The organism is Curvibacter sp. AEP1-3 (assembly GCF_002163715.1).
GTDB lineage: Bacteria > Pseudomonadota > Gammaproteobacteria > Burkholderiales > Burkholderiaceae_C > Allorhodoferax.
Genome location: NZ_CP015698.1, coordinates 3,818,768 through 3,840,612 on the forward strand (window position 1 = coordinate 3,818,768; position 21,845 = coordinate 3,840,612).

Below are 21,845 nucleotides of genomic sequence, written 5' to 3' on the forward strand. Positions count from 1 at the left end.
TTGGCGATTGCCCTCACCTCTTTTCTTCCCAAGAGGTGCGGGCGAAACCCCACAAGCTAATGACTGCTGACGCCACGACGCCCGCTGCGACCAGAAAGAAGGCAACGCTCAGACTTACCGATCCACTGGCGGCAAGCGCAGTAGCCAACACCGCAAATGCCAAACGAGTAGCCGTTGCGACCATCGGCCAGCCTATACGACTCGCTCCTTGACCAGCGAAATAAAGCTCCATGCTGATGGCAGACAGACCATAGGTAGGACCAACGATCAGCAGGTACAGCGCGCCGACCTTCAGTACCTCCGGGTTGTGGGTGAACCAGCCCAGCCATAGCTCGGGCCAGAACGCCAGCAACAGCCCAAGACCTTCGAGCAAACAGGCAACAAAGATCGCATTGAGGATAGCTGCGCGACGGGCGCGGGCGACTTGTCTGGCTCCAAGATTGGTTGCTACTACAGTGAGAGCGGCGGTTCCGAAGCCAAAAAGGATGGGTACCAGCAAACTATCAATACGAGAGGCAATCCCATACCCAGCTATGGCATCCACTCCAAAACTGCCCGCTGCGGCGGTGACTGCCGTGAGCGCTAAATTAGACATTGCCGCATTCACGCTGGAGGGCAGGCCAACTCTGAGAATGGCCGCGAAATGGTCACGCCGCAGGGGATAGGGCTGCAGCCGCAGGCTGCTGCGTTTGGAGCGCATGTAGACCACAACGCTCGACAGCCCGATCAGATTGGTCAGCACTTGCGCCACGCCCGCACCCGCCACACCAAGAGGGGGCAAACCATACCAGCCCGAAATGAGCGCAGGAGAGATCAAAAGACCTATAAACACTGAGCTCGCGATGATCAACGCCGGCACCTTGACGTTCCCTGTGCCACGAAGAGCCGATTGCAGAAGCGTCAGCACCCAGGAAGCTGCAGCCCCACCGAATAGGATGTTCGAATACAGCACGGCCTGCTCTAGTGATGCACCGCGTCCGCCAAGGAAGTGGTACAGCGTTGGCCCGACCATCCAAAGCACGAGCGTGAAACCGAGGCCGAAAATAAGCCCCAGCACAAATGCGTGCCACGCCAGGCTTTGAGCCTCATCCTCTTGCCCAGCGCCACGTGCGCGGCCGATGGCGGACGAAACGCCACCGCCGATGCCGCCATTGGAGACCATGGTCATCAACAGAATCACCGGCACGACCAACGATGCCGCAGCAATTGCGTCCGTGCCGATCACGCTGACAAAGTAGGTCTCGGCCACGCTTAGCAGTGTGACCAGGAACATAACCACCACCGTAGGAAGTGCAAGGCGGGCCAGCAGGGGCAGCAAAGGGCCATCGAGCATGGGATTGGCCGCCATCATTTATCTGCTTCCTTCTGTACTGATCGATGCAATCGCGTCGTTCAGTACTTTGGCGGGTACCTCTGGGCGTTCCAAGGCAATGAAATGTCCCGCACCAGGCACCTGGATGAAGTCGGCTGCAGGAAGGATTTGCCGATTGGCTTGTCGGTCCGACGGACGTGACCAATCGGTCTCGCCATAGATGAGGTGCACGCGTGCGCGGATCTCGGGATACCGGGCACGCGCCGCGATGAGGCTGGGCAGATTCCCGTACACCGCCCGGGCCACGCCCGGGTAGCCGGGGCGGCGTCCAACTTTTAATAGTTCATTGAGGTAGTCGTCTTGTAGGGCGGCCTTGTCGCCGAGACCTCCACGCAGCACCGCGCGCATGATCGGCTTGGGTTCGATGCTAGCGAATGTGGGGCCGATGCCCGGCGCCAGCACGCCGGTCACGACAAACTGGGCCAGCAAGCTGGACCGCGCAATCCCGCCCGCGTAGTCATAAGCGTTGATGGCCACCACCCGGCGTACACGCTTTCCCATATCGGCCGCGGTGGTGAGGGCGAGCGTCGCGCCCATCGACTCGCCCAGAATTGTCACGTCGTGCAGGTCGAGTTGGGTAATAAGGCGCTTCACAGCCGCTCGCATCGCATGCTCGTCATACGAGGCTCCCGGCACGATCTGTGAGTAACCCATGCCTGGCAGATCGAGCGCGTACACGGTGTACCGCTCCTGGACCAGTGGGATGAGGCGGCGGAAGTGTTCTGCCTGAGTGCGCACGGTGTGCAGCAGTATCAACGGCGCTCCGGTTCCACCTTTGAGGTAGCGCAGTCGCCCCTGATTTCTTGCCTCTGCCCCAAGAGGGTCGAGAAAATGTTCAATGACACCCGGGATAGTGATGCTGGAATGGGAAAGAGTGCTTGCAGACATGTTTGTTTCCTTAGCAAAGTTGATTAGATGTGTCATTGACCTGCGGATATGGCTGTGGTTGTGAGCGGTTCAACCGTCGAAACCTGCGCTGAACTGTCACGCTGAATACGGAACCATGCGGCGTACAAGGCGGGTACAAAAACAAGAGTCAATGCCGTGGCCACCACCAGACCGCCCATGATTGAGATCGCCATAGGCCCCCAGAAGACACTGTGCGTCAGTGGGATCATGGCCAGCACTGCTGCAGCGGCCGTCAGCACCACCGGGCGCGCGCGCCTGACCGTCGCTTCAACGATGGCCGTCCAGGGCGCAACGCCGTGCGCGATGTCCTGGTCGATCTGGTCAACCAAGATGATCGAATTGCGCATGATCATCCCGCCCAGCGCGATCACACCCAGCAGTGCCACGAAGCCGAAGGGCGCTTGGAAGATCATCAGCGCAGGCACGACACCAATGATCGCCAGCGGCGCGGTCATGAAAACCATGAACATGCGCGAGAAGCTTTGCAACTGGATCATCAGAAACAGCAGCGTTACAGCGAACATGGCCGGGAAGACCGCGAACAGCGCCTTGTTGGCCTTGTCACTTTCCTCGATGGCGCCGCCCTCTTCGATGCGGTAGCCCGCGGGCAGGTTGTCCACAATGGGCTTGAGCGAAGGCCGGATTTGCTCCGTAGCAAATGGACCCTGCACACCGTCAGCTAGGTCGCTACGCACAGTCAGTACCATGTCGCGGTTGCGCCGCCACAGAACCGGCTCTTCGAAAGTTGGCTCGATGCGGGCAATCTGCGACAACGGCACCGTTACGCCGCTGCGCGTAAAGACCTGCAAATCGCCGATTTGACCGATGCTCCTTCGCTCTTCCGGAGTGGCTCGCACGACAACGTCGATCAGTTCCTCGCCACGCCGGATCTGCGTGACCGGCGCGCCATCCAGCGTGGTCTGCACCAAGCCCTGGATGTCGGCGTTGGTGAGGCCCAGTTGGCGAGCCTTGTCCTGGTCGACCTGTACCTTGACTGAACGCACTTGCTCATTCCAGTCAAGCTGCGTGTCACGCACCAGCGTGCTCTCGCGCACCACGTCGCGCACCTTATAGGCGATGTCACGTACCACGGCTTTATCGGGTCCGATCACCCGAAACTGCACCGGGAAGCCCACGGGTGGACCGAACTCCAACCGAGTCACCCGCGCCTTCACATCGGGCAGAGCTTCGTCTTTGGCAAACAGCTCCAACAGCCGTGCACGCACCCGTTCGCGCTGCTCAATTCCTGCGGTTTTGACGACGACTTGCGCGAACCCGGGATTCGGCAGTTCCGGTGTGATCGAAAGGTAGAAGATCGGCGTGCCTCCCCCGGTATAAGCCGTGAAGAACTCGACGTCGGGGTCCTTGGCCAGGACACTCTCCAGCACTTTGACCTGACGCTCTGTTGCCGCGAACGACGCACCCTCGCGCAGACGCAGCTCGACCAACAGTTCCGGCCTTGCCGCCGTCGGGAAGAACTGCTGCTGAACCGTTAACATTCCGGCGCCAGCTGCGCCGAGCAACGCTACGGTTAGGGCCAGAACGACCATACGGCGTTGCACTGCCCAGTCAACAATGCGGCGCAGCCGGCGGTAGACCGGCCGGTCGTACGCCTCGTGGTGCGAGCCTTGGCTCAAATTCTTGGGCAGCAACTTCACACCGAGATAAGGTGTGAAAATCACTGCTACCAGCCACGACAGTATCAGCGCAAGGCCTACCACCCAGAAGATTCCCCCCGCGTATTGACCTGCGATGGACTTCGCAAATCCGACAGGCATGAATCCAGCTGCGGTGACCAGCGTACCCGTCAACATCGGGAACGCGGTCGAGGTGTAGGCGTAGGTCGCAGCCTCAAGACGGTCCCAGCCCTCTTCAAGCTTCACCACCATCATTTCGACCGCGATGATGGCGTCATCGACCAGTAAACCAAGCGCAATGATCAGTGCACCCAGCGAGATGCGGTCCAGGTTCCAGCCTAGGGCGTACATCACTGCCGCGACTAGGCCCAGGACCAGCGGCACCGAGGCAGCAACCACAACGCCGGTGCGCCAGCCAAGGAACACGAAACAGACCGCGAGTACGATCGCTAGCGCCTCCAGGAAGGAGCGCTCGAACTCCCAGATCGACTCGTCGACCACGCGTGGCTGGTCGGCGTACTGCTCGATCTCCACACCGGCGGGGAGTTCCTGTCGGATCTGCGCCAAGCGCACCTCCATCGCTTTGCCGAAGTCGGTGACCCTGACCTTTTTCTGCAGCTTGACACCAATTGCCAGCACGGGCACTCCGTTGTGGCGGATTTTGAAGCTCGGAGGGTCCTCGTATCCGCTGCTAACAGTGGCAATGTCGGCCAATCGCAGCAACTTGCCGCCCACTTCTAGTGTGACGTTTGATATATCCCGTACACCGCCCAGTTGCCCATCCACCCTTACCAGCACGCGGTCGTGTGTAGTGTCAGACGAGCCTGCGGGCGCCACCAGATTCTGGCGTGCCAGAGCTTCGAATACAGCAGAAGGCGGGACGCCGAGTCCCGCCAGGCGCCGCGTAGAGACCTCTACGTACACGCGCTCAGCCTGCTTGCCCAGCACGTCGACCTTCCCAGCACCGGGAACACTCTGTAGCTTGCGCTTCACATCTTCGGTGACGGTCAGCAGTTCGGCCATCGAGAGGTCGGGCGCACTCAGTGCATAAAGCACACTATAACGATCGCTGTACTCGTCGTTGAAGAATGGTCCGCGCACGCCATCAGGCAACTCCTGGCGGATGTCGCCGATCTTCTTTCGTACCTGGTACCAGGCAGCGTCCAGCTCTTCCTTAGTGCTTCCGCCCTTCATCCAAAGGTTAATTCCGCCGTAGCCCTGGCGAGCAAAGCTGCGCGCGTTGTCGAACTGATCGATCTCCTGTAGCTTGCGCTCTATGCGGTTAAGCACTTGGTCCTGAACCTCCTGCGCCGTGGCACCCGGCCACACCACGACTGCCGTCATCTGCGGCACCTCGAAGGTCGGATCTTCAAGGCGACCCAAGCGGCTGAACGAAAAGATGCCGACGATCAGTGTTGCAATGATGAGGAACAGCACAAGGGATTGGTGTGTGACTGCCCATTTGGAGAGGTTGAAGCGTTTCATGATCCGCTCCGTGTTGTGGCCTGACTCAACTGCGCCAGTGGCCTTTCGATTGCACGCACTGCCTGACCAGCATCGAGCTTTTGCGCTCCAACAGTCACCACCTTTTCGCCCGTGGATAGCCCAGTAACCCGCAGACTACTATCGTCGATAGTCTGTACCTGCACCGGCTTGAATACCAGCCCGTTGGCTGATGTGTTGAGCACCCAGACACCGGGTTGACCACTACCCTTCACCAAGGCAGTTACGGGCAACTGCACTCCACGTTCGCCGGAGTCCTTGGTGGCCAATTGCAGTTGCGCGGTGCTACCCAAAGGCAGTTGGCTAATCATCTTGCGGGATGCCTCGGTCGCTGCGAAACGTGCACGGAAAGTGCGACCCTGCGCAGATGCCAGGGGTGACAACTCACGCAGGCGCAGGGGTAGTGCAGTGTTGTCACGCTCATACCAGCCATTAGCGCTGGCTGCGGCCGTACGAACGCGGCCAACCCACTCCTCTGGAATGTCCGCAACGATCTCGCGTTCGCCGTCACGCGCCACCGCCAGCACAGGCTGTCCTTCCGCAACCACTTGGCCCATTTCTATCCGCAAGGCAGTTACGACTCCGTCGTAAGGTGCGACCAACGTGGTGTAGGTGTCTCGGTTTCGGGCTAACGCCAACTGGCTTTGCGCCTGGCTGAGCCTTGCGGCAGCTGCATCTGCGCGGGCTTTTTGGCGTTCGTGATCGGCCATACCGACTGATCCCTCCGCAGAAAGGCGACGGAAGCGGGCCTCATCAGAGGCGGACTGTTCAGCGTCTACCCGCGCAGCCCTTACTAGGTCTTCTGCAGCCTGGACTGCCAGTGCGTAGTCATTGGTGTCCAAACGCGCGAGTGCTTGACCTGCGCGTACTTGTGTACCCACGTCAACGAGTCGTTGAACCACCTTTCCGCTCGTGCGGAAGGCAAGCTCAGTTTCGACCCGGGCGCGCACGCTGGCCGTAAAGTTGCGTTGGTCGGCCCCATCGGCCGACGCCACCATGCTGACATAAACGGATCGAACTGCAGAATGTGGTGCAGGCTTATCGCTGCAACCTGCTATGAACAAGGACGCGGCTGCCATACTGAGGGTCGTCAGGGCGACGATAGGGATTGAACGGTTCTTCATGACGGAGGCTTTCATTGAATTACAGGTTGAACTAGAGAAACCACGGTGCCTGGCACGCTGCGGGTCTCAAACCCACCGCCCAATGCCTTGAATAGCTGCACAGCATCCAGTTGCTGCTGCAAATGGCTCTGCGAGATGGCCAATTCACCGGCCAGTACGGAGCGCTGTACGTCCAGTAGGGCCAGCTTGTCGATCTGCCCGGCACTCAGCAGACGCTGGGCGTGTTGCAGTGATTGGTTACGGTTCGCTAGCGTGCTGGTCAGCGCGATGTAGCGCTGTTGTTCCTGTTGCTGTGCCAGCAGGCTGTCCTCCACTTCCTGTACAGCCACTAGCACTGCCTGCTGCCAGGCATGAATGGCCTCAGTGGCCTTGGCTGATTGCGCCTGAACGCCTGCATCTATCCGCCCAGCGTTGAAGATCGGCGCTGCCAGCGCCAGTGCCACGTTGCTGAAGCGCACGGGACTCAAGTTCAGTGCGTTGAGCTGCAAGTCTTGTTGACCCACAATGGCACTCAAAAATAGCTTGGGCCACCATTGCGCGCGTGCTTCCAGCGTGCGAAGGTTTTCTGCCGCAAGGCGCGACTCTGCTGCCAACAGGTCGGGTCTGCGCCGCAAGAGTTCACTGGGTTGGCCCGGCGCAATGGTCCGTATTGCTGGCCACTCAAAAGTGGACGCAACGCCATCAAGGGGCAGAGAAGGGTTTTCTCCCAGTAGCACTGCCAGCCGTGTCTGGCTTACGCCGGCCAGCGTGCGTAGCGGGGGTAATTGCGAGTCAAATGCGTCAGCCTCAGCGCGGGCACGGTCTACATCAAAGGCGCTAGCCTGTCCTTCGCGGCGTCGGCTCTCTACCAGGCGTGCAGTTTCACGCTGGTCGCGTGACAACGCTTCCACAATGCGCAGCCTTTCGCTGGCACTGCGCCATATGAAGTATTGCCGCGCTACTTCGCTGGCCACCATCAATCGAGCCCCTGCAACTCCCGCCTCAGCTCCAAGCGCATCAACCGCCGCAGCATCCCGTGCAGCGCGCACGCCGCCTGCCAAATCTATTTCCCAAGTCATATCGACGCCCAAGCGCAATGCGCGCGTGTCGGGCTGTCCTTGTTTGACCGCTTCGGGTAGATCGGAATTGCTGCGCGAGGCACTGGCCTGAATGCCGACCGCCGGGAAAAGGCGTGATGCCTGCGCAGTGAGCCCTGAACGCGCAGCCTGCACTCGCTGCAAGGAAATTGCCACTTCATGGTTGTTCTGCAATGCGCGCTCAATCAATGTCGTAAGGGTGGCATCGCCAAACGTATTCCACCAGCGCGCATCTACAAGATAACCAGACGTGACCGCAGCGCTTCGAAAACTTTCAGACAGCGCTGCCGCGGGCTTGGGCGCAGCGGGTGGTGCACTGCTGCATGCCGCCAGAAGCAGCGCAGCTGTCAGTGGGATCAATCGTTGGTGCATGAAATAAGTCCTTTTTTGTACTCGTGTGTACAGTAATGTGCATGGTATATTCTGTACTGTCAAGTACATATAAGCACATGAAAAAAGAAATTTCTCAAGCCGACCCAAAAGGTTCAGCCACAAGTGAATCGCCCAAACGTGGTCGCCCCCGCGACCCAGAGCGCGTGCGGCGAATCCTCATGGCAGCACGTGAACATTTCTATGCGCACGGCTTCGAGCGCGCGAACATCGACGCCATTGCGGCGGACGCCGGAGTGTCGAAGATGACCGTTTACAGCCACTTCGGGTCGAAAGATGGTTTGTTTGAAGCGGTAATCGAAGACCGCACTGAAGGCGTTGTGGCAGCATCCAGCGGTAAGCAGGCCCTAGACCCGCTTCACCCGGAATCCGCCTTGAAAAAAATTGGGGCGCAGTTCATTGCGCTGATGCGGGATGAAACAGTACTCGGACAATTTCGCACTATGTATGGCGCTGCCGGTGAACAGCCAGATGCATGTGCCGCCTTTTACCGGCAAGGCCCGGATCGTCTTACTGGCGAACTCGCTGACTACCTGCACGCCGCCCACGCTGCCGGCAGCCTCAAAGTACGGCAACCACGGATTGCTGCAGATCTGTTTCTTGCGATGTTTCTCGGAGAGAGCCACATACTGGGTATGTTGAAGCTCGTCCCTGCAGAAGAGCGCTCAGACAATGCGCTTTTGCGAGAAGCTGTGAGGGTGTTTATGGCGGCTTACAGCCCATCCACTTAAAGCACGTGTTTCCTGAGCTGCGACGCCATCAACGTGCTGCTTGTATCGTTCATAACCAGTATTCAGCAGCACTCTGGTCCTTCAGGAAATATCTGCAACGTGAACCAAACAGCATGCGACAAAATGAAGATCTCGTATAGGGTCTCACCCATTTAAGGCGCTGCTGCAAAGCGGTCATGCTTTAACGGCAGCTCTTGGCCCCGAAGAGAAGTTCGGTTTATCTATCAGTGTGTTGCGTGCCCAAGTTGTAGGGAAACATGGAGAAAGCAACACACCAAGTAATGTCGCCGAAAGCAGTGGTATTCCCCTCGGTCTCGAACTCAAGTGCTAGTAAAAATGGGAAATGTCGGACTAGTACGATTTGTTTTATTGAAATACACTGTTTTTTGTTAAATACGGGCTCAATCATGACAACCAAATTCCATTTTTTTGGGTTCATACTGTTACTGGTTTTAGGGACCGGTATGACCCACGCCCAGAGTGGTCGCTCAGAGCGGATTTCCAGTAGCAAGGAGCTACGCGTCTGCATCTGGCCAGACTATTTTGGAATTTCCTATCGAAACCCAAAAACTCAACAACTTGAGGGGATAGACATCGACCTTTCGCAGGCGTTTGCCAAGGACTTGGGCGTCAAGCTTCGCTACGTTGACAGCTCATTTGCCAAACTGGTCGAAGATCTGACGCAGGACCGGTGCGATGTCGCGATGTTTGCCGTGGGGATTACCGCGGCGCGCGCTGAGAAGTTGAAGTTTTCTCAGCCGTATCTGGTGAGCGACATCTATGCCATCACCACCAAAAGCAACCGCCGCATCAAAACCTGGGACGACATTGATCAAACCGGAGTGGTTGTATCGGTAGCCAAAGGCACGCTGCACGAGTCGGTGATGCGCGACAAGCTCAAAGCGGCTACTTTGTCTATCAACGCAACTCCACAGGGTCGGGAACAGGATGTTGAATCCGGACGTGCTGATGTTTTCATGACAGACTTCCCATTTAGCCGGCGCATGCTGGAGCAAACTGATTGGGCCAGGCTGGTAAGTCCAACGGCCACCTATCATCTGACATCTTACGCTTACGCAGTTGCTCCCGGGGACGCAACTTGGCTGCAACGAGTCGATAAATTTGTTGCCGATACCAAGCGCGATGGCCGGCTCTTGGCTGCCTCCAAAAAGAATGGGTTGGAACCTGTCGTAGTGCGGGACTAGTCCCATTGGTCCATGGCTCTGCACAAATACCCAAGACCACGGTGGCTGAGTAAATCCGCGTTCGCACTGGGTGCGGTGCTTTTGACGGCATTTGTACTGGGGCTGACCGGCTACCACTTGTGGCGCCTGCGGAGCCAGGCTATCGATAACGGCTTGCTCAATGCTGCGCAATTGGCCAGCGCATTGGAGGAGCATCTGACACAAACGCTCAGCGTAATGGATGTCAGTCTTGTTCAACAAGGAGAGGCTTCCTTTTCACCTACATCCGCAGAAAAACTTACGCGCAACGCACGATACATCCGCTCCATCAGTCTTGTGGATGAAAGTGGCCTCGTGCTTGATAGCTCAGTGGCTACCAACATCGGCGTTCGCTTTGACAAGAGCATTGTGTTACCTAAGTCCGATGGCCCCTTGCCCTTGTTACGCATCGGCCCGCTGATGGATGGGCGGGATTTGTCCGGCGCACGTCCCGTGGCACAAGATGCCTTGGCTCCGCCCCAATCCATTATTCCGGTGCTTCGAGACCTTCCGCAGCCTTCAGGTGGCTATGCCTCCATGGTAGCCACTCTAAATCCGGACTACTTTCTCAATTACTACGACCGCCACCTGAACCTTGCCGATGGCGAAGTTGCGTTGATGCGCATGGATGGGAGTCTGCTGCTCAGTACGGCAGAGCGATTCAAACCCAATGCCCATATCGACCCGGCCATCATGGCTTTACTGGACAAGTCCGTTTCAGGTCGCTTGCGACAAACCGACCCACAAAAAAACGCCCAACTTAGCGCCTACCGTGTATCCCGCGATTTCCCAGTCGTACTGGTAGTCAAGCTCAATGAAGACCGGGTACTGGACGACTGGCTTAAAGAAGTACGCAACACCTTGACGGTGGTGTTTGTCATTTTGTCCATCGCTTTACTGACAAGCGCAGCGTATTTCCTTCGGTTAATCCGTCTGCGACACGAGCACGATATGCGTGTTCAGGACTTGGATAACCAGAAGTACGCGCTCGACCAGCATGCGATCGTCAGCATTACTGACACAGCTGGACGCATCACTTATGCCAATGAACGCTTTTGTGCCATTAGCGGATATGCCCTGGATGAGTTGCTGGGCCAACCCCACAGCATTTTGCGGTCGAACCAACATGACAAGGAGTTCTACAAGCATCTCTGGCTGAGTATCACTGGCGGGAATGTTTGGCACGGTGAGCTTTGCAACCGTAACAAGAATGGTGACCTCACATGGTTCCAGACCACAATTGTTCCGCTCACGGACATAGATGGCCGGATTCAACAATACATTGGCATTCGTACAGACATCACGGAACGCAAACGAATCGAAGCCTCACTGGTGAGCGCCAAGGCCACTGCAGAAGAGGCCAACGAAGCGAAAAGCCAATTTCTCGCCAACATGAGCCACGAGATCCGTACTCCCATGAATGGTGTGTTAGGAATGGCCGGTTTGCTCCTTGATGGTGAGTTAAATCCAGAGCAAAAATCTTTCGCACGCAATATCGTGCACTCAGGGGAGGCGCTCCTTGCTCTGATCAATGACATTCTGGATTTGTCAAAGATTGAAGCGGGGCATATGGAGTTTGAGGCGCTAGCCTTTTCGATTGCTCCACTGGTTCAGTCTGTTACCACAGTCATGCAAATCAAAGCCAATGAGAAGGGACTCGCGTTTCGAGTACAGATTCCTCAAGAAGCTCATGATGCCTATATTGGCGACAGCCATCGCATCCGACAGGTACTTTTCAATTTACTGGGCAATGCAGTCAAGTTCACAACGCAAGGTGAGGTCTCGCTGCATGTTGCTCCCACTCCAACAGGCCTGCGGTTTGAGATATCAGATACCGGCATAGGTATTCCTGAATCAGCCTTGAACAAACTTTTTTCAAAGTTCGTACAAGTGGATACTTCGACGACCAGAGAATTCGGCGGAACTGGCCTAGGCCTGGTGATCTCCAAAAAACTAGTGGAGGGAATGCAAGGCAGCATAGGAGTGCAGAGCAGTCAAGGCGTGGGCAGCCTCTTTTGGTTTGAACTGCCACTTGTCAAGGCTCCAACAAAGCTGGATGCACCAAGTGCCCCAATGACCGGAAAAATCGGGACTGTTGCGGAAGTCAAAGGTCAATCGCAAGAAGCAGGTGCGGGGAAGATTTTGGTCTTGTTGGTTGAGGATCATCCGATTAACCAGAAGCTAGCTACGGTGCTGCTACAGCGCATGGGCTTTCAAGTAGACCTTGCGAAAGACGGTGCTGAGGCGGTACTTGCAGCAGAAAGCAGGTCCTATGACCTGATTCTGATGGACGTCCAAATGCCTGTCATGAATGGAATTGAAGCCACCGAAAAAATTCGCGCTGGCTCAGGTCCGAACAAGACCACTCCAATCGTGGCACTGACCGCAAATGCAATGCAATCGGACAAAGACGCCTGTTTCGCAGCTGGGATGAATGACTTTCTTACCAAACCATTTACCAAGGAAGGTCTCTCTCAGGTGATGGATCGTCATTTGCACCGAGTTGAATAAGTTATTTCATATAAGCAAAGCTCTTAACTCAGGCCCTCTGGTGTCTGCGAGATGATTAACCAAGGCGCTCTTGATCAAACTCCTTTATTCGTATGCGTCTAAGTATGCTTGTTCATCTGGTAGTTCATTAATTTGAACCATCTTAAGAAAACGGCACTCGCGAACGAATTACATGACCCGGGACCAGCGATCGGAAGATTCACCCCTGCAATCGAGGCTAATCATCTCCACTATTCGAACGGTCTATCAGCAGAGCAAAAAGCTGACATTCTCCAGTGTCTGCAGTTGGCCCGAAGCGGAATTCCACTGCTGCAATCTCTGCTTCCAAAAGCTGGCACACATGACAGGTTGCTAGAACGGTTTTCATAATGCCCATCTGCCAACCTTGCGCGGAGTCTTTTGATGGAGACAACCATTCATCCTTGACTCTCTCTCACCACCACAAATGATCGGGTTATTAGACTGACTCCAGAATTGCTTCATGAGAAATCTATGGCTGCTCACACTTCTTTGGATGTTGGCTGGTTCCATGGCCAGGGCGGCGAATGACGACATGCAGGCCATAAGAGGTTTTTCGATTGACCGGACCGAGGTGAGCATCGCGCAGTTTGCGCGCTACGTTCAAGCCACCGGTGTAGTGACCACAGCCGAAAGTGCGGGAGGCGGAAGTACCTATGAGGGTGGTTGGGTGCAACGCAAAGGTTGGACTTGGCGCACTCCATATGGTGTTCCTGCAAACGACAGAGAACCCGCGGTGCACATCACGTTCAATGAGGCCAAGGCATATTGCCAATGGGCGGGGAAGCGGCTTCCCAGTGACGCCGAATGGATGGAGGCGGCCTACACCGAACGCCGGATCGCACCAACAGCTGGATTCCTGAAGGACACACGGTATCCGTACCCAACAGGTATCAGCCCTGAAGGCGCCAACTGCCTGGGCGACTGCGGGGCCATCAACACTCTCGAAGCTTATTCCGGTGGCTTGGTCACTTCCAGAGGTCGCGGCCATGTCTTGACTGGAACTACGCGAGCTGGCGTCAATGGCTTATGGGACATGGGCGGCAATGTTTGGGAATGGACCAATAACGGTGATGCCGCGTCAGCGGATGCTGACCGTCCAACGCGCGGAGGCTCCTGGTGGTACGGGGCGGCCCAGATGCATCTCGACCATTTGCAATCCAAACCGGCCTCCACTGCAGTGGTTTACATCGGTTTCAGGTGTGCAAAAAGCTTGCCTTAATGATTTTGGTGCCTTCTAAGGACCAGTGACTTGTTCAACCCTTACGGGTCTGATCAAACCTCACCCGCATTGTTTGTGGCTTTTGCCAAGCTGATAAGGTTGCGGTATGAACCTCTCTTTCTGGCGCCTGGGTTGGCGCACCTTGTGGCGCGATGTGCGCTCCGGCGAGCTGCGTTTGCTCATCCTGGCGGTCACCTTGGCCGTGGCGGCTCTTACCGCGGTGGGCTTTTTTGCCGACCGGCTGCAGGGCGGCTTGCAGCGCGATGCGCGCCAGCTGCTGGGCGGCGATGCCGTCATCTCCAGCGACAACAAGCCACCGGCAGCTTTTGAGGAGCGGGCCCGCGCACTCGGCCTGCAGGTGGTGCACACCTTGGGCTTTCCCACCATGGCCCGCGCCAGTGACGCGCAGGGCGCGGCAGCCAAGCTGGTGGCGCTCAAAACGGTAGAGGCCGGCTACCCGCTGCGCGGCACCTTGCGCATCAGCCCGGCACCTGACACCCCCGACACCCCGACCAAAGACATTCCTGCTCCCGGCCAAGCTTGGGTGGACGCCGCCTTGCTGGACGCCATCGGCATCCAGGTGGGGGACCCGATTCTGCTGGGTGATGTGCAGCTCAAGGTGAGCGCCATTCTGGTGATTGAGCCAGACCGTGGCGGCGGCTTCATGAACTTCGCGCCCCGTGTCATGCTCAACGAGGCGGACATTGCGGCCACCGGGCTCATCCAGCCCGCCAGCCGCTTGAACTACCGCATGGCGGTGGCCGGCCCGGAAGCTGCCGTAAAAACTTATGTGCAATGGGCTGATGCCCAAGTAAAAACCAACGTACGTGGCGTGCGGGTGGAGTCGCTGCAAAGCGGGCGCCCCGAGATGAGCCAGACGCTGGACCGTGCCAACAAGTTCTTGAGCCTCGTCGCACTGTTGGCCGCTTTGCTCAGCGCCGTAGCCGTGGCCTTGGCCGCGCGCGCCTTTGCCGCCAACCATTTGGATGACTGCGCCATGCTGCGCGTGCTGGGCCTCTCCCAGCGCACCATCGCCAGCGCCTATGCCTTTGAGTTTGCGCTGGTCGGCCTGTTTGCCAGCCTCTTGGGCGTAGCTGTGGGCTTCGGGGTGCATTACCTGTTCGTGGCTTTGTTGGCGGGACTGGTAGATGCCGCTTTACCTGCAGCATCGCTGTGGCCGGCATTGTTGGGCGTGGGCATGGGCCTCACCCTGCTCATGGCCTTTGGCCTGCCGCCCGTGCTGCAGCTGGCTCAGGTGCCGGCGCTGCGCGTGATCCGCCGCGATGTGGGTAACTTGCGCCCTGCATCTCTGGGTGTGCTGGCCGTGGGCGTAGCCGGCTTTGCGGCGCTGCTGCTCACCGTGAGCAGCGACCTGACGCTGGGCCTGATTGCCGTGGGCGGCTTTGCCGGTGCGGTGCTGGTGTTTGCATCGCTCAGCTGGGTGGCAGTAAAGCTGTTGCGCAAGAGCGTCAACGAAACCACCGCCCCACGTTGGCTGGTGCTGGCGACGCGGCAGATTTCGGCTCGGCCCGCCTATACCGTGGTGCAAGTAAGTGCCCTTTCGGTAGGCCTGTTGGCGCTGGTGCTGTTGGTGCTTTTGCGTACCGACCTGATCAGCAGCTGGCGCAAGGCCACGCCGCCGGATGCGCCCAACCGTTTTGTCATCAACGTGATGCCCGAGCAGTCCGATGCGTTCCAGAAAGCCCTGACCGACAAGGGCGTGGCCAAGTTCGACTGGTACCCCATGATCCGCGGCCGGCTGGTGGCGGTGAATGACAAGGCCGTGTCGCCCGACGACTACACCGAGGACCGTGCCAAGCGTCTGGTGGACCGCGAGTTCAACATTTCTCACAGCGCCAAAAACCCGCAGCACAACATCATTGTGGGCGGCCAATGGACGGAAGAAGAGGCCGGTGCCATCAGCGTGGAAGAGGGGATCGCCAAAACCCTGAACCTCAAGCTGGGCGACAGCCTGCGCTTTGACATTGGCGGGGTGCAGACCGAAGCCAAGATCACGTCGCTGCGCAAGGTGGACTGGGGCTCCATGCGTGCTAACTTCTTTGTGATGTTTCCGGTGAGCACGCTCAAAGATGTGCCCAGCACGTACATGGGGGCCTTCAAAGCGCCAGAGACCAAGGGCTTCGATAACGCGCTGGTGCGCGAATTCCCCAACATCACCAACGTGGACATGACCAGCACCATCAACCAGGTGCAACGCGTGCTGGACCAGGTGATCCGTGCGGTGGAGTTCTTGTTCGGCTTCACGCTGGCAGCGGGCCTAGTTGTGCTGTTTGCCGCAGTGACTGCCACCCGTGAAGACCGGGCGCGCGAGTTCGCCATCATGCGGGCCGTGGGCGCGGGCAGCAGCCTGCTGCGCCAAGTGCAACGCACCGAGCTGGCCGGCGTGGGTTTGCTGGCGGGATTTCTGGCGTCCATCGTGGCAGCTGTTGTTGGCTGGGCGCTGGCGCGCTTTGTCTTTGAGTTCGACTGGACCGTGCAGCTCTGGGTGCCGCTGGTAGGCGCGTTGGCCGGTGCCGTGTTGGCGCTGGCCGCCGGCTGGTGGGGGCTGCGCGATGTGCTGCGCCGTCCGGTCGTCGAAACCCTGCGCCGCGCCGCGAGCTGATTGCTCTGATTTTGATAGCTGCTCGCGCACATTCCTCGGGCGCTAGCAGTACTTTTTGCTTATAGAACATGCAGATTCAAGAACCCAATGCCAAAACCCCGTTTGAATGGATAGGGGGCGAACCCGTGATCCGCAGCATGGTGGACCGCTTCTACGACCTGATGGACTTGGAACCCGGCTACGCCGCCTTGCGCGCGGCGCACGGCAGCTCGCTGGACAAGGCGCGCGACCACCTGTTCTGGTTTCTGTGCGGCTGGATGGGCGGGCCCGATTACTTTGTGGAGCGCTTCGGCCACCCGCGCCTGCGCGCACGGCACATGCCGTTCAAGATCGGCATTCTTGAGCGTGATCAGTGGCTGGCCTGCATGGATCAGTCCATGGGAGATACGGGTATAGACCTGGTGCTGCGCGAGCGCCTCAAGACCTCGTTCTTCCAGACCGCTGACTGGATGCGCAACGTAGGCGCCTGAAGCACTTACGCCTGGCGGCCCAGCTTGCGGTAGACAGTGGCGCGGCTGATGCCCAGCGTTTTGGCAGCCTCCGATACATTGCCCCTGCACTGCTCCACGGTTTTGCGGATCAGTGCGGTTTCCATGTCTTTCAGTGGCACCGCAGACGCGCCTGCAGGCCGGCCGGTTGCAGGCACTGTCAGTGCCTCGTTGGCGCTGTGAATCGCCAGTACCTGGATGTGCAAGCCGCTCCACAGGGGTACATCGGGTAGCGGCTCCTGGCGTTTTGCCGCATCAAACAAGGCCTGGTAGGGAAGGCCGAATAAATCGTTGGCATGTACCGTCTCGCCATGGCTGCGCTGCAGCCCGGCCAGCATGGTGCTCGCGGTGGTGTTGGCGGCTGTCACCCAACCGTCACCATCCAGACACAACATGCCGTCGCCATCGCCGCCCAGGCTGTTGCCGGGCCAGTTCAGGCGCAGCAGCAGGCAGTGCGGCTTGGCCAGCACCAGGGCGTTTTCAATTTTGCTGGCGGTGCGGGCCACCAGGTGCCGCAGCTCGGGGCGCTCAATGGCATCAATGCCAGTGAGATCCAGCATGCCGATGCAGGCGCCATCCGGTCCGAACAGCGGGGCCCCCGCGCAACTGTAGGCCGCGTTGTCATCAAAAAAGTGCTCGCCGCGGTGCAACCACACCGGGCGCATCTCGCTCAAGGCGGCGCCTATGGCCGTAGTGCCTACGCGCCGTTCTGACAAGTCCACCCCCACGCGGGCAATCACATCGGCCCGACGGTCGCTGCGGTCGATATGACCGCTCACATCCACCACCACGCCGTCTGCATTGGTCAGGATGGCGAAGTAGCGGGTGTCGGCAATGGCCTGCCCCAAGCGGCCGAGCAAAGGGCGCGCCACGCTGAGCAGGGTCTGGTTGGCTTCTTCAATCCGCTGCAGGGCCGCCTTGGGCACCATGTCAAAACTCAGGCGTTCGTGGGGGCGCAAGCCATCGTTCAGGCAGCGCTGCCAGCTGCGTTCAATCCATGGCGACGACAGGGGCGCGGGCAGGGCACGCCCCTCCAGCAGCATGGCTTGGCGTGCCGTGCTGATGTGGCGCAGGCGCTGCTCGGCAACGTCGATCAGGGTTTGCAACATGGGGTGGTGCCATCCGGTCCGGGGCTTGCGGTCGCCCGGAGTGGGCTTGGCCTGGCAAGTGTTTCATTTTGAGAATTTCAGACACCGCTGGCAAGGGTTCGAGGGTTTTACCTAGGGCCGGGTGAAGGGGCGGCTTCAATAATTTGCTGCGCTACCCCTTACCAACCATAACGGAGACACATTCCATGCAGGTTCAGCTCAAGGTTAATGGCAAGCCCACCACGGTGGACGTACCCCCCCATACATTGCTTGTTCAGGTGCTGCGCGAGCACCTTCACCTCACCGGCACCCACGTGGGCTGTGACACCGCGCAGTGCGGTGCCTGCACGGTAATCAAGGACGGGCGCAGCATCAAGTCCTGCAATGTGCTGGCAGCGCAGGCCAATGGCTCCGATATCACCACCATCGAAGGGCTGGCCAAGCCCGACGGCACCCTGCACCCCATGCAAGCCGCCTTCAAAGAGTGCCATGGCCTGCAATGCGGCTACTGCACCACCGGCATGGTGATGAGCGCGGTCGACCTGTGCACCCACCACCCCAAGGCATCGGCCGGCGAAATCCGCGAACTGCTGGAAGGCAACATCTGCCGCTGCACCGGCTACCAGAACATCGTCAAAGCCGTGCAGCAGGGTCAAGCTGCCATGGCTAACACTTAAGGAGTCTCACCATGGGTGCATCAGATTTTTCCAAGCTTCCGCATATTGGTGAGTCCGTCCGCCGCAAGGAGGACTACCGCTTCCTGACCGGTGCCGGCCAGTACACCGACGACATCACCATGGAGCGCCAGACCTATGCGGTCTTTGTGCGCAGCCCGCATGCACATGCCAACATCAACAGCATCGACGTGGCCGCTGCCAAAGCCATGCCTGGTGTGGTGGAAGTGTTCATCGGCAAGGACCTCGAAGGCAAGATGGGCGGATTGCCCTGCGGCTGGCTGATCACCGATGTGGACGGCCAACCCATGAAAGAGCCACCCCACCCGGTACTGGCACTCGGCAAAGCCCGCCACGTGGGCGACCAGGTGGCCATGGTGATTGCCGAGACCCTGGAGCAAGCCAAAAACGCTGCCGAGGCTGTGGTGGTCGACTATGACGCACTGCCTGCCGTGGTGGACGTGCGTGATGCCGCCACCGGCCCGCAACTGCACGAGCAGGCACCCAACAACCATTGCTACAAATGGGGCCTAGGCGACAAGGCTGCGGTCGACGCCGCCTTTGCAACGGCCGCCCACATCACTAAGCTGGACCTGACCAACAACCGACTGGTGCCCAACGCCATGGAGCCGCGCGCGGCCATCGGTACTTACAACCGCGCCACCGAAGAATATGTTTTGCATGTGGCCAACCAGAACCCGCACGTTGAGCGCCTGCTGATGACTGCCTTTGTGCTAGGTCTGCCCGAGCACAAGGTGCGCGTGATTGCGCCCGATGTGGGTGGCGGCTTCGGCTCCAAGATCTACCTGTATGCCGAAGACGTGGCCTTGACCTGGGCCTCCAAGCAAATCAACCGTAGCATCAAGTGGACTTGCGAGCGCAGCGAATCTTTCCTCACGGACGCGCACGGCCGTGATCACGTAAGCCACGCCGAAATGGCGATGGACAAGGACGGCAAGTTCCTCGCCATGCGGGTGCACACCGATGCCAATCTGGGCGCCTATTTGTCGACCTTCTCGACCGCAGTGCCCACCATCCTCTATGCCACGTTGCTGGCCGGTCAGTACACCTGTCCGCTCATCCATGTGGAAGTGGACGCCTGGTTCACCAACACCGCACCGGTTGATGCTTACCGCGGCGCTGGACGCCCTGAGGCGACCTACCTGCTGGAGCGCCTGGTAACCCGCTGCGGCTGGGAGTTGGGCCTGTCCCAGGAAGAGATCCGCAAACGCAACTTCATCAACAGCTGGCCCTACCAGACCCCGGTTGCTCTGACCTATGACGCTGGCGACTACCTGGGTTGCATGACCAAGGCGCAGGCGCTAGGTGACACCGCCGGTTTTGAGGCCCGCAAGGCAGCCAGCAAGGCCAAGGGCAAGCTGCGCGGCATCGGCTACTCCAGCTACATCGAAGCCTGCGGCCTCGCACCCAGCAATATCGCAGGCGCCTTGGGCGCCCGCGCCGGCTTGTTTGAGTGCGGCGAAGTGCGTGTGCACCCCACTGGCAGCGTGACCGTGTTTACCGGCTCCCACAGCCACGGGCAGGGGCACGAAACCACTTTCGCGCAGGTGGTGGCAGCACGCCTGGGTATTGCCGTAGACGCGGTGGATATCGTGCACGGTGACACCGGGCGCGTGCCATTCGGCATGGGCACCTATGGCTCTCGCTCGATCTCGGTGGGTGGTGCGGCCATCATGAAGGCGCTGGACAAGATCGAGACCAAGGCCAAGAAAATTGCGGCCCACTTGATGGAAGCCAGCGACGCCGATGTGGAGTTTGCCAATGGCGAGTTCACCGTCAAGGGCACCGACAAAAAGGTGACCTTCGGCCAGGTGGCGCTTACTGCCTACGTGCCCCACAACTACCCGCTGGACAAGCTGGAGCCGGGCCTGAACGAAACCGCGTTCTACGACCCCACCAACTTCACCTTCCCCAGCGGCACCTACATCTGTGAGGTCGAAATCGATCCCATGACCGGCAAGACCCGCGTGGACAAGTTCACCGCGGTGGATGACTTCGGCACCATCATCAACCCGATGATTGTGGAAGGCCAAGTACACGGTGGTCTGGTGCAGGGCATCGGCCAGGCGCTGCTGGAAAACTGCGTGTACGACAAAGAAACCGGCCAGCTGCTGACCGGCTCCTTCATGGACTACACCATGCCCCGGGCAGACGATTTCCCTGAGTTCAAGATCGACAACATCTGCACGCCTTGCACCCACAACCCCTTGGGCACCAAGGGCTGCGGTGAAGCAGGCGCCATCGGCTCGCCGCCGGCAGTTATCAACGCGGTGCTCGATGCGCTGCGCGAAGTGGGCGTCAAAGACTTTGACATGCCCGCCTCCCCCCACCGCGTGTGGGAAGCCATTCAGTCGGCCAAGGCTTAAGCACAGGAGAACCAGACCATGTACGCATTCACTCTAGAGCGTCCCTCGACCGTGCAGGAAGCGGCTGAATTGGCCGCTGGCGGCACCAAAGTGCTGGCCGGCGGGCAAACCATGTTGGCTTCCATGAAGCTGCGTTTGTCGCAACCCGGCGCCGTGGCCGACTTGTCCGGCATCAAGGAGCTGGCCGGCATCAAGCGCGAGGGCAATGCCATCGTTATCGGTGCCATGACTCGCCACCTCGATGTGGCTAACAGCGCCGAGGTCAAAGCCGCCATTCCCGGCCTGGCCGATTTGGCTGCCCACATTGGCGACAAGCAGGTCCGGGCCATGGGCACCCTGGGCGGCTCCGTGGCCAACAGCGACCCTGCGGCTTGCTACCCCAGCGCTGTACTGGCGCTGGGTGCCACCATCCACACCACCAAGCGCAAGATTGCGGCAGACGACTTCTTTGTTGGCATGTTCACTACCGCGCTGGATGAAGGAGAGCTGATCACCGCGATCAGCTTCCCCATCCCCAAACGCAGCGTGTACATGAAGTTCAACCAGCCGGCCTCGCGCTTTGCGTTGGTGGGCGTGTATGTGGCGCAAACCGACAGTGGTGTGCGTGTGGCAGTAACCGGTGCCGGCCAGTGCGTGTTCCGCCACGCCGGGCTGGAGGCCGCGCTCAACCAGAGCTTTACCGTGGCCTCTGCGGCTGCGGTGAAGATCGACGCGAGCGAGCTCAACGCCGACATTCACGCAACCGCCGCCTACCGGGCCAACTTGATCAGCGTGCAAACCCAGCGCGCGGTGGCCAAGCTTCTGGGCTGAGGCCCCGCAGTGCATAAGCCCCGCATTCTTGTGGATGCGGGGCTTTTTTTAACTCCAGC

At 59.0% G+C, this 21,845-nt stretch carries 15 protein-coding genes; 9 read left to right on the top strand and 6 right to left on the bottom strand.

Features of this window, described 5'->3' with window-relative positions; all coding sequences use genetic code 11:
* Positions 1-13 precede the first annotated feature (13 nt).
* Genes AEP_RS17950 through AEP_RS17970 form a run of 5 tightly spaced genes read right to left on the bottom strand, consistent with a single transcriptional unit; the run spans position 14 to position 7,993 of the window.
* Entirely contained in the window at positions 14-1,351 is a 1,338-nt protein-coding gene (locus tag AEP_RS17950) for an MATE family efflux transporter (RefSeq protein ID WP_087496666.1), read from the bottom strand.
* Positions 1,352-2,260 carry an alpha/beta fold hydrolase gene (locus tag AEP_RS17955; protein ID WP_087497408.1) on the bottom strand — a complete coding sequence of 303 codons (909 nt, stop codon included), beginning with the start codon at positions 2,258-2,260 and terminating at the stop codon, positions 1,352-1,354. It lies immediately after the preceding gene.
* Between the two features lie 32 nt (positions 2,261-2,292).
* Positions 2,293-5,403: an efflux RND transporter permease subunit gene (locus tag AEP_RS17960; RefSeq protein WP_087496667.1), complete on the bottom strand. Its 3,111-nt coding sequence runs from the start codon at positions 5,401-5,403 to the stop codon at positions 2,293-2,295.
* Positions 5,400-6,545, bottom strand: a complete 1,146-nt coding sequence (locus tag AEP_RS17965) for an efflux RND transporter periplasmic adaptor subunit (RefSeq protein ID WP_157673204.1) — start codon at positions 6,543-6,545, stop codon at positions 5,400-5,402. The genes AEP_RS17960 and AEP_RS17965 overlap by 4 nt, the downstream gene beginning before the upstream one ends.
* A gap of 11 nt (positions 6,546-6,556) precedes the next feature.
* Positions 6,557-7,993, bottom strand: a complete 1,437-nt coding sequence (locus AEP_RS17970; protein WP_157673205.1) for an efflux transporter outer membrane subunit — start codon at positions 7,991-7,993, stop codon at positions 6,557-6,559.
* 77 nt (positions 7,994-8,070) lie between these two features.
* Here AEP_RS17970 and AEP_RS17975 point away from each other — a divergent pair, with 77 nt between their 5' ends.
* The 6 genes from AEP_RS17975 (at position 8,071) to AEP_RS18005 (ending at position 16,809) form a co-directional block, all read left to right on the top strand.
* A complete protein-coding gene (locus tag AEP_RS17975) occupies positions 8,071-8,742 on the top strand; it encodes a TetR/AcrR family transcriptional regulator (RefSeq protein ID WP_087496670.1) in 672 nt (223 codons plus the stop codon).
* Positions 8,743-9,149: 407 nt separating this feature from the next.
* The gene (locus AEP_RS17985) at positions 9,150-9,947 is read left to right on the top strand and encodes a substrate-binding periplasmic protein (RefSeq protein WP_087496672.1); all 798 of its coding nucleotides are present in this window, start codon (positions 9,150-9,152) and stop codon (positions 9,945-9,947) included.
* A gap of 81 nt (positions 9,948-10,028) precedes the next feature.
* Positions 10,029-12,476, top strand: a complete 2,448-nt coding sequence (locus AEP_RS17990; RefSeq protein WP_198301851.1) for a response regulator — start codon at positions 10,029-10,031, stop codon at positions 12,474-12,476.
* 481 nt (positions 12,477-12,957) lie between these two features.
* On the top strand, positions 12,958-13,716 hold the full coding sequence (locus tag AEP_RS17995; protein ID WP_198301852.1) for a formylglycine-generating enzyme family protein: 759 nt from the start codon (positions 12,958-12,960) through the stop codon (positions 13,714-13,716).
* 106 nt (positions 13,717-13,822) lie between these two features.
* Positions 13,823-16,339: an ABC transporter permease gene (locus AEP_RS18000; protein WP_087496675.1), complete on the top strand. Its 2,517-nt coding sequence runs from the start codon at positions 13,823-13,825 to the stop codon at positions 16,337-16,339.
* Positions 16,340-16,407: 68 nt separating this feature from the next.
* Positions 16,408-16,809 carry a group II truncated hemoglobin gene (locus AEP_RS18005; protein WP_087496676.1) on the top strand — a complete coding sequence of 134 codons (402 nt, stop codon included), beginning with the start codon at positions 16,408-16,410 and terminating at the stop codon, positions 16,807-16,809.
* A gap of 5 nt (positions 16,810-16,814) precedes the next feature.
* Here the strand turns inward: AEP_RS18005 and AEP_RS18010 are convergent, their stop codons facing one another.
* A complete protein-coding gene (locus tag AEP_RS18010) occupies positions 16,815-17,936 on the bottom strand; it encodes a sigma-54-dependent Fis family transcriptional regulator (protein WP_087496677.1) in 1,122 nt (373 codons plus the stop codon).
* A 185-nt stretch (positions 17,937-18,121) separates the two neighbouring features.
* On the opposite strand from AEP_RS18010, the gene AEP_RS18015 reads away from it, so the two are divergent.
* The 3 genes from AEP_RS18015 to AEP_RS18025 are packed head-to-tail and all read left to right on the top strand — an operon-like array spanning position 18,122 to position 21,786.
* Positions 18,122-18,592, top strand: a complete 471-nt coding sequence (locus AEP_RS18015) for a (2Fe-2S)-binding protein (RefSeq protein WP_087496678.1) — start codon at positions 18,122-18,124, stop codon at positions 18,590-18,592.
* 11 nt (positions 18,593-18,603) lie between these two features.
* Positions 18,604-20,976, top strand: a complete 2,373-nt coding sequence (locus AEP_RS18020) for a xanthine dehydrogenase family protein molybdopterin-binding subunit (RefSeq protein ID WP_087496679.1) — start codon at positions 18,604-18,606, stop codon at positions 20,974-20,976.
* 18 nt (positions 20,977-20,994) lie between these two features.
* The gene (locus AEP_RS18025) at positions 20,995-21,786 is read left to right on the top strand and encodes an FAD binding domain-containing protein (protein WP_087496680.1); all 792 of its coding nucleotides are present in this window, start codon (positions 20,995-20,997) and stop codon (positions 21,784-21,786) included.
* Positions 21,787-21,845 lie beyond the last annotated feature (59 nt).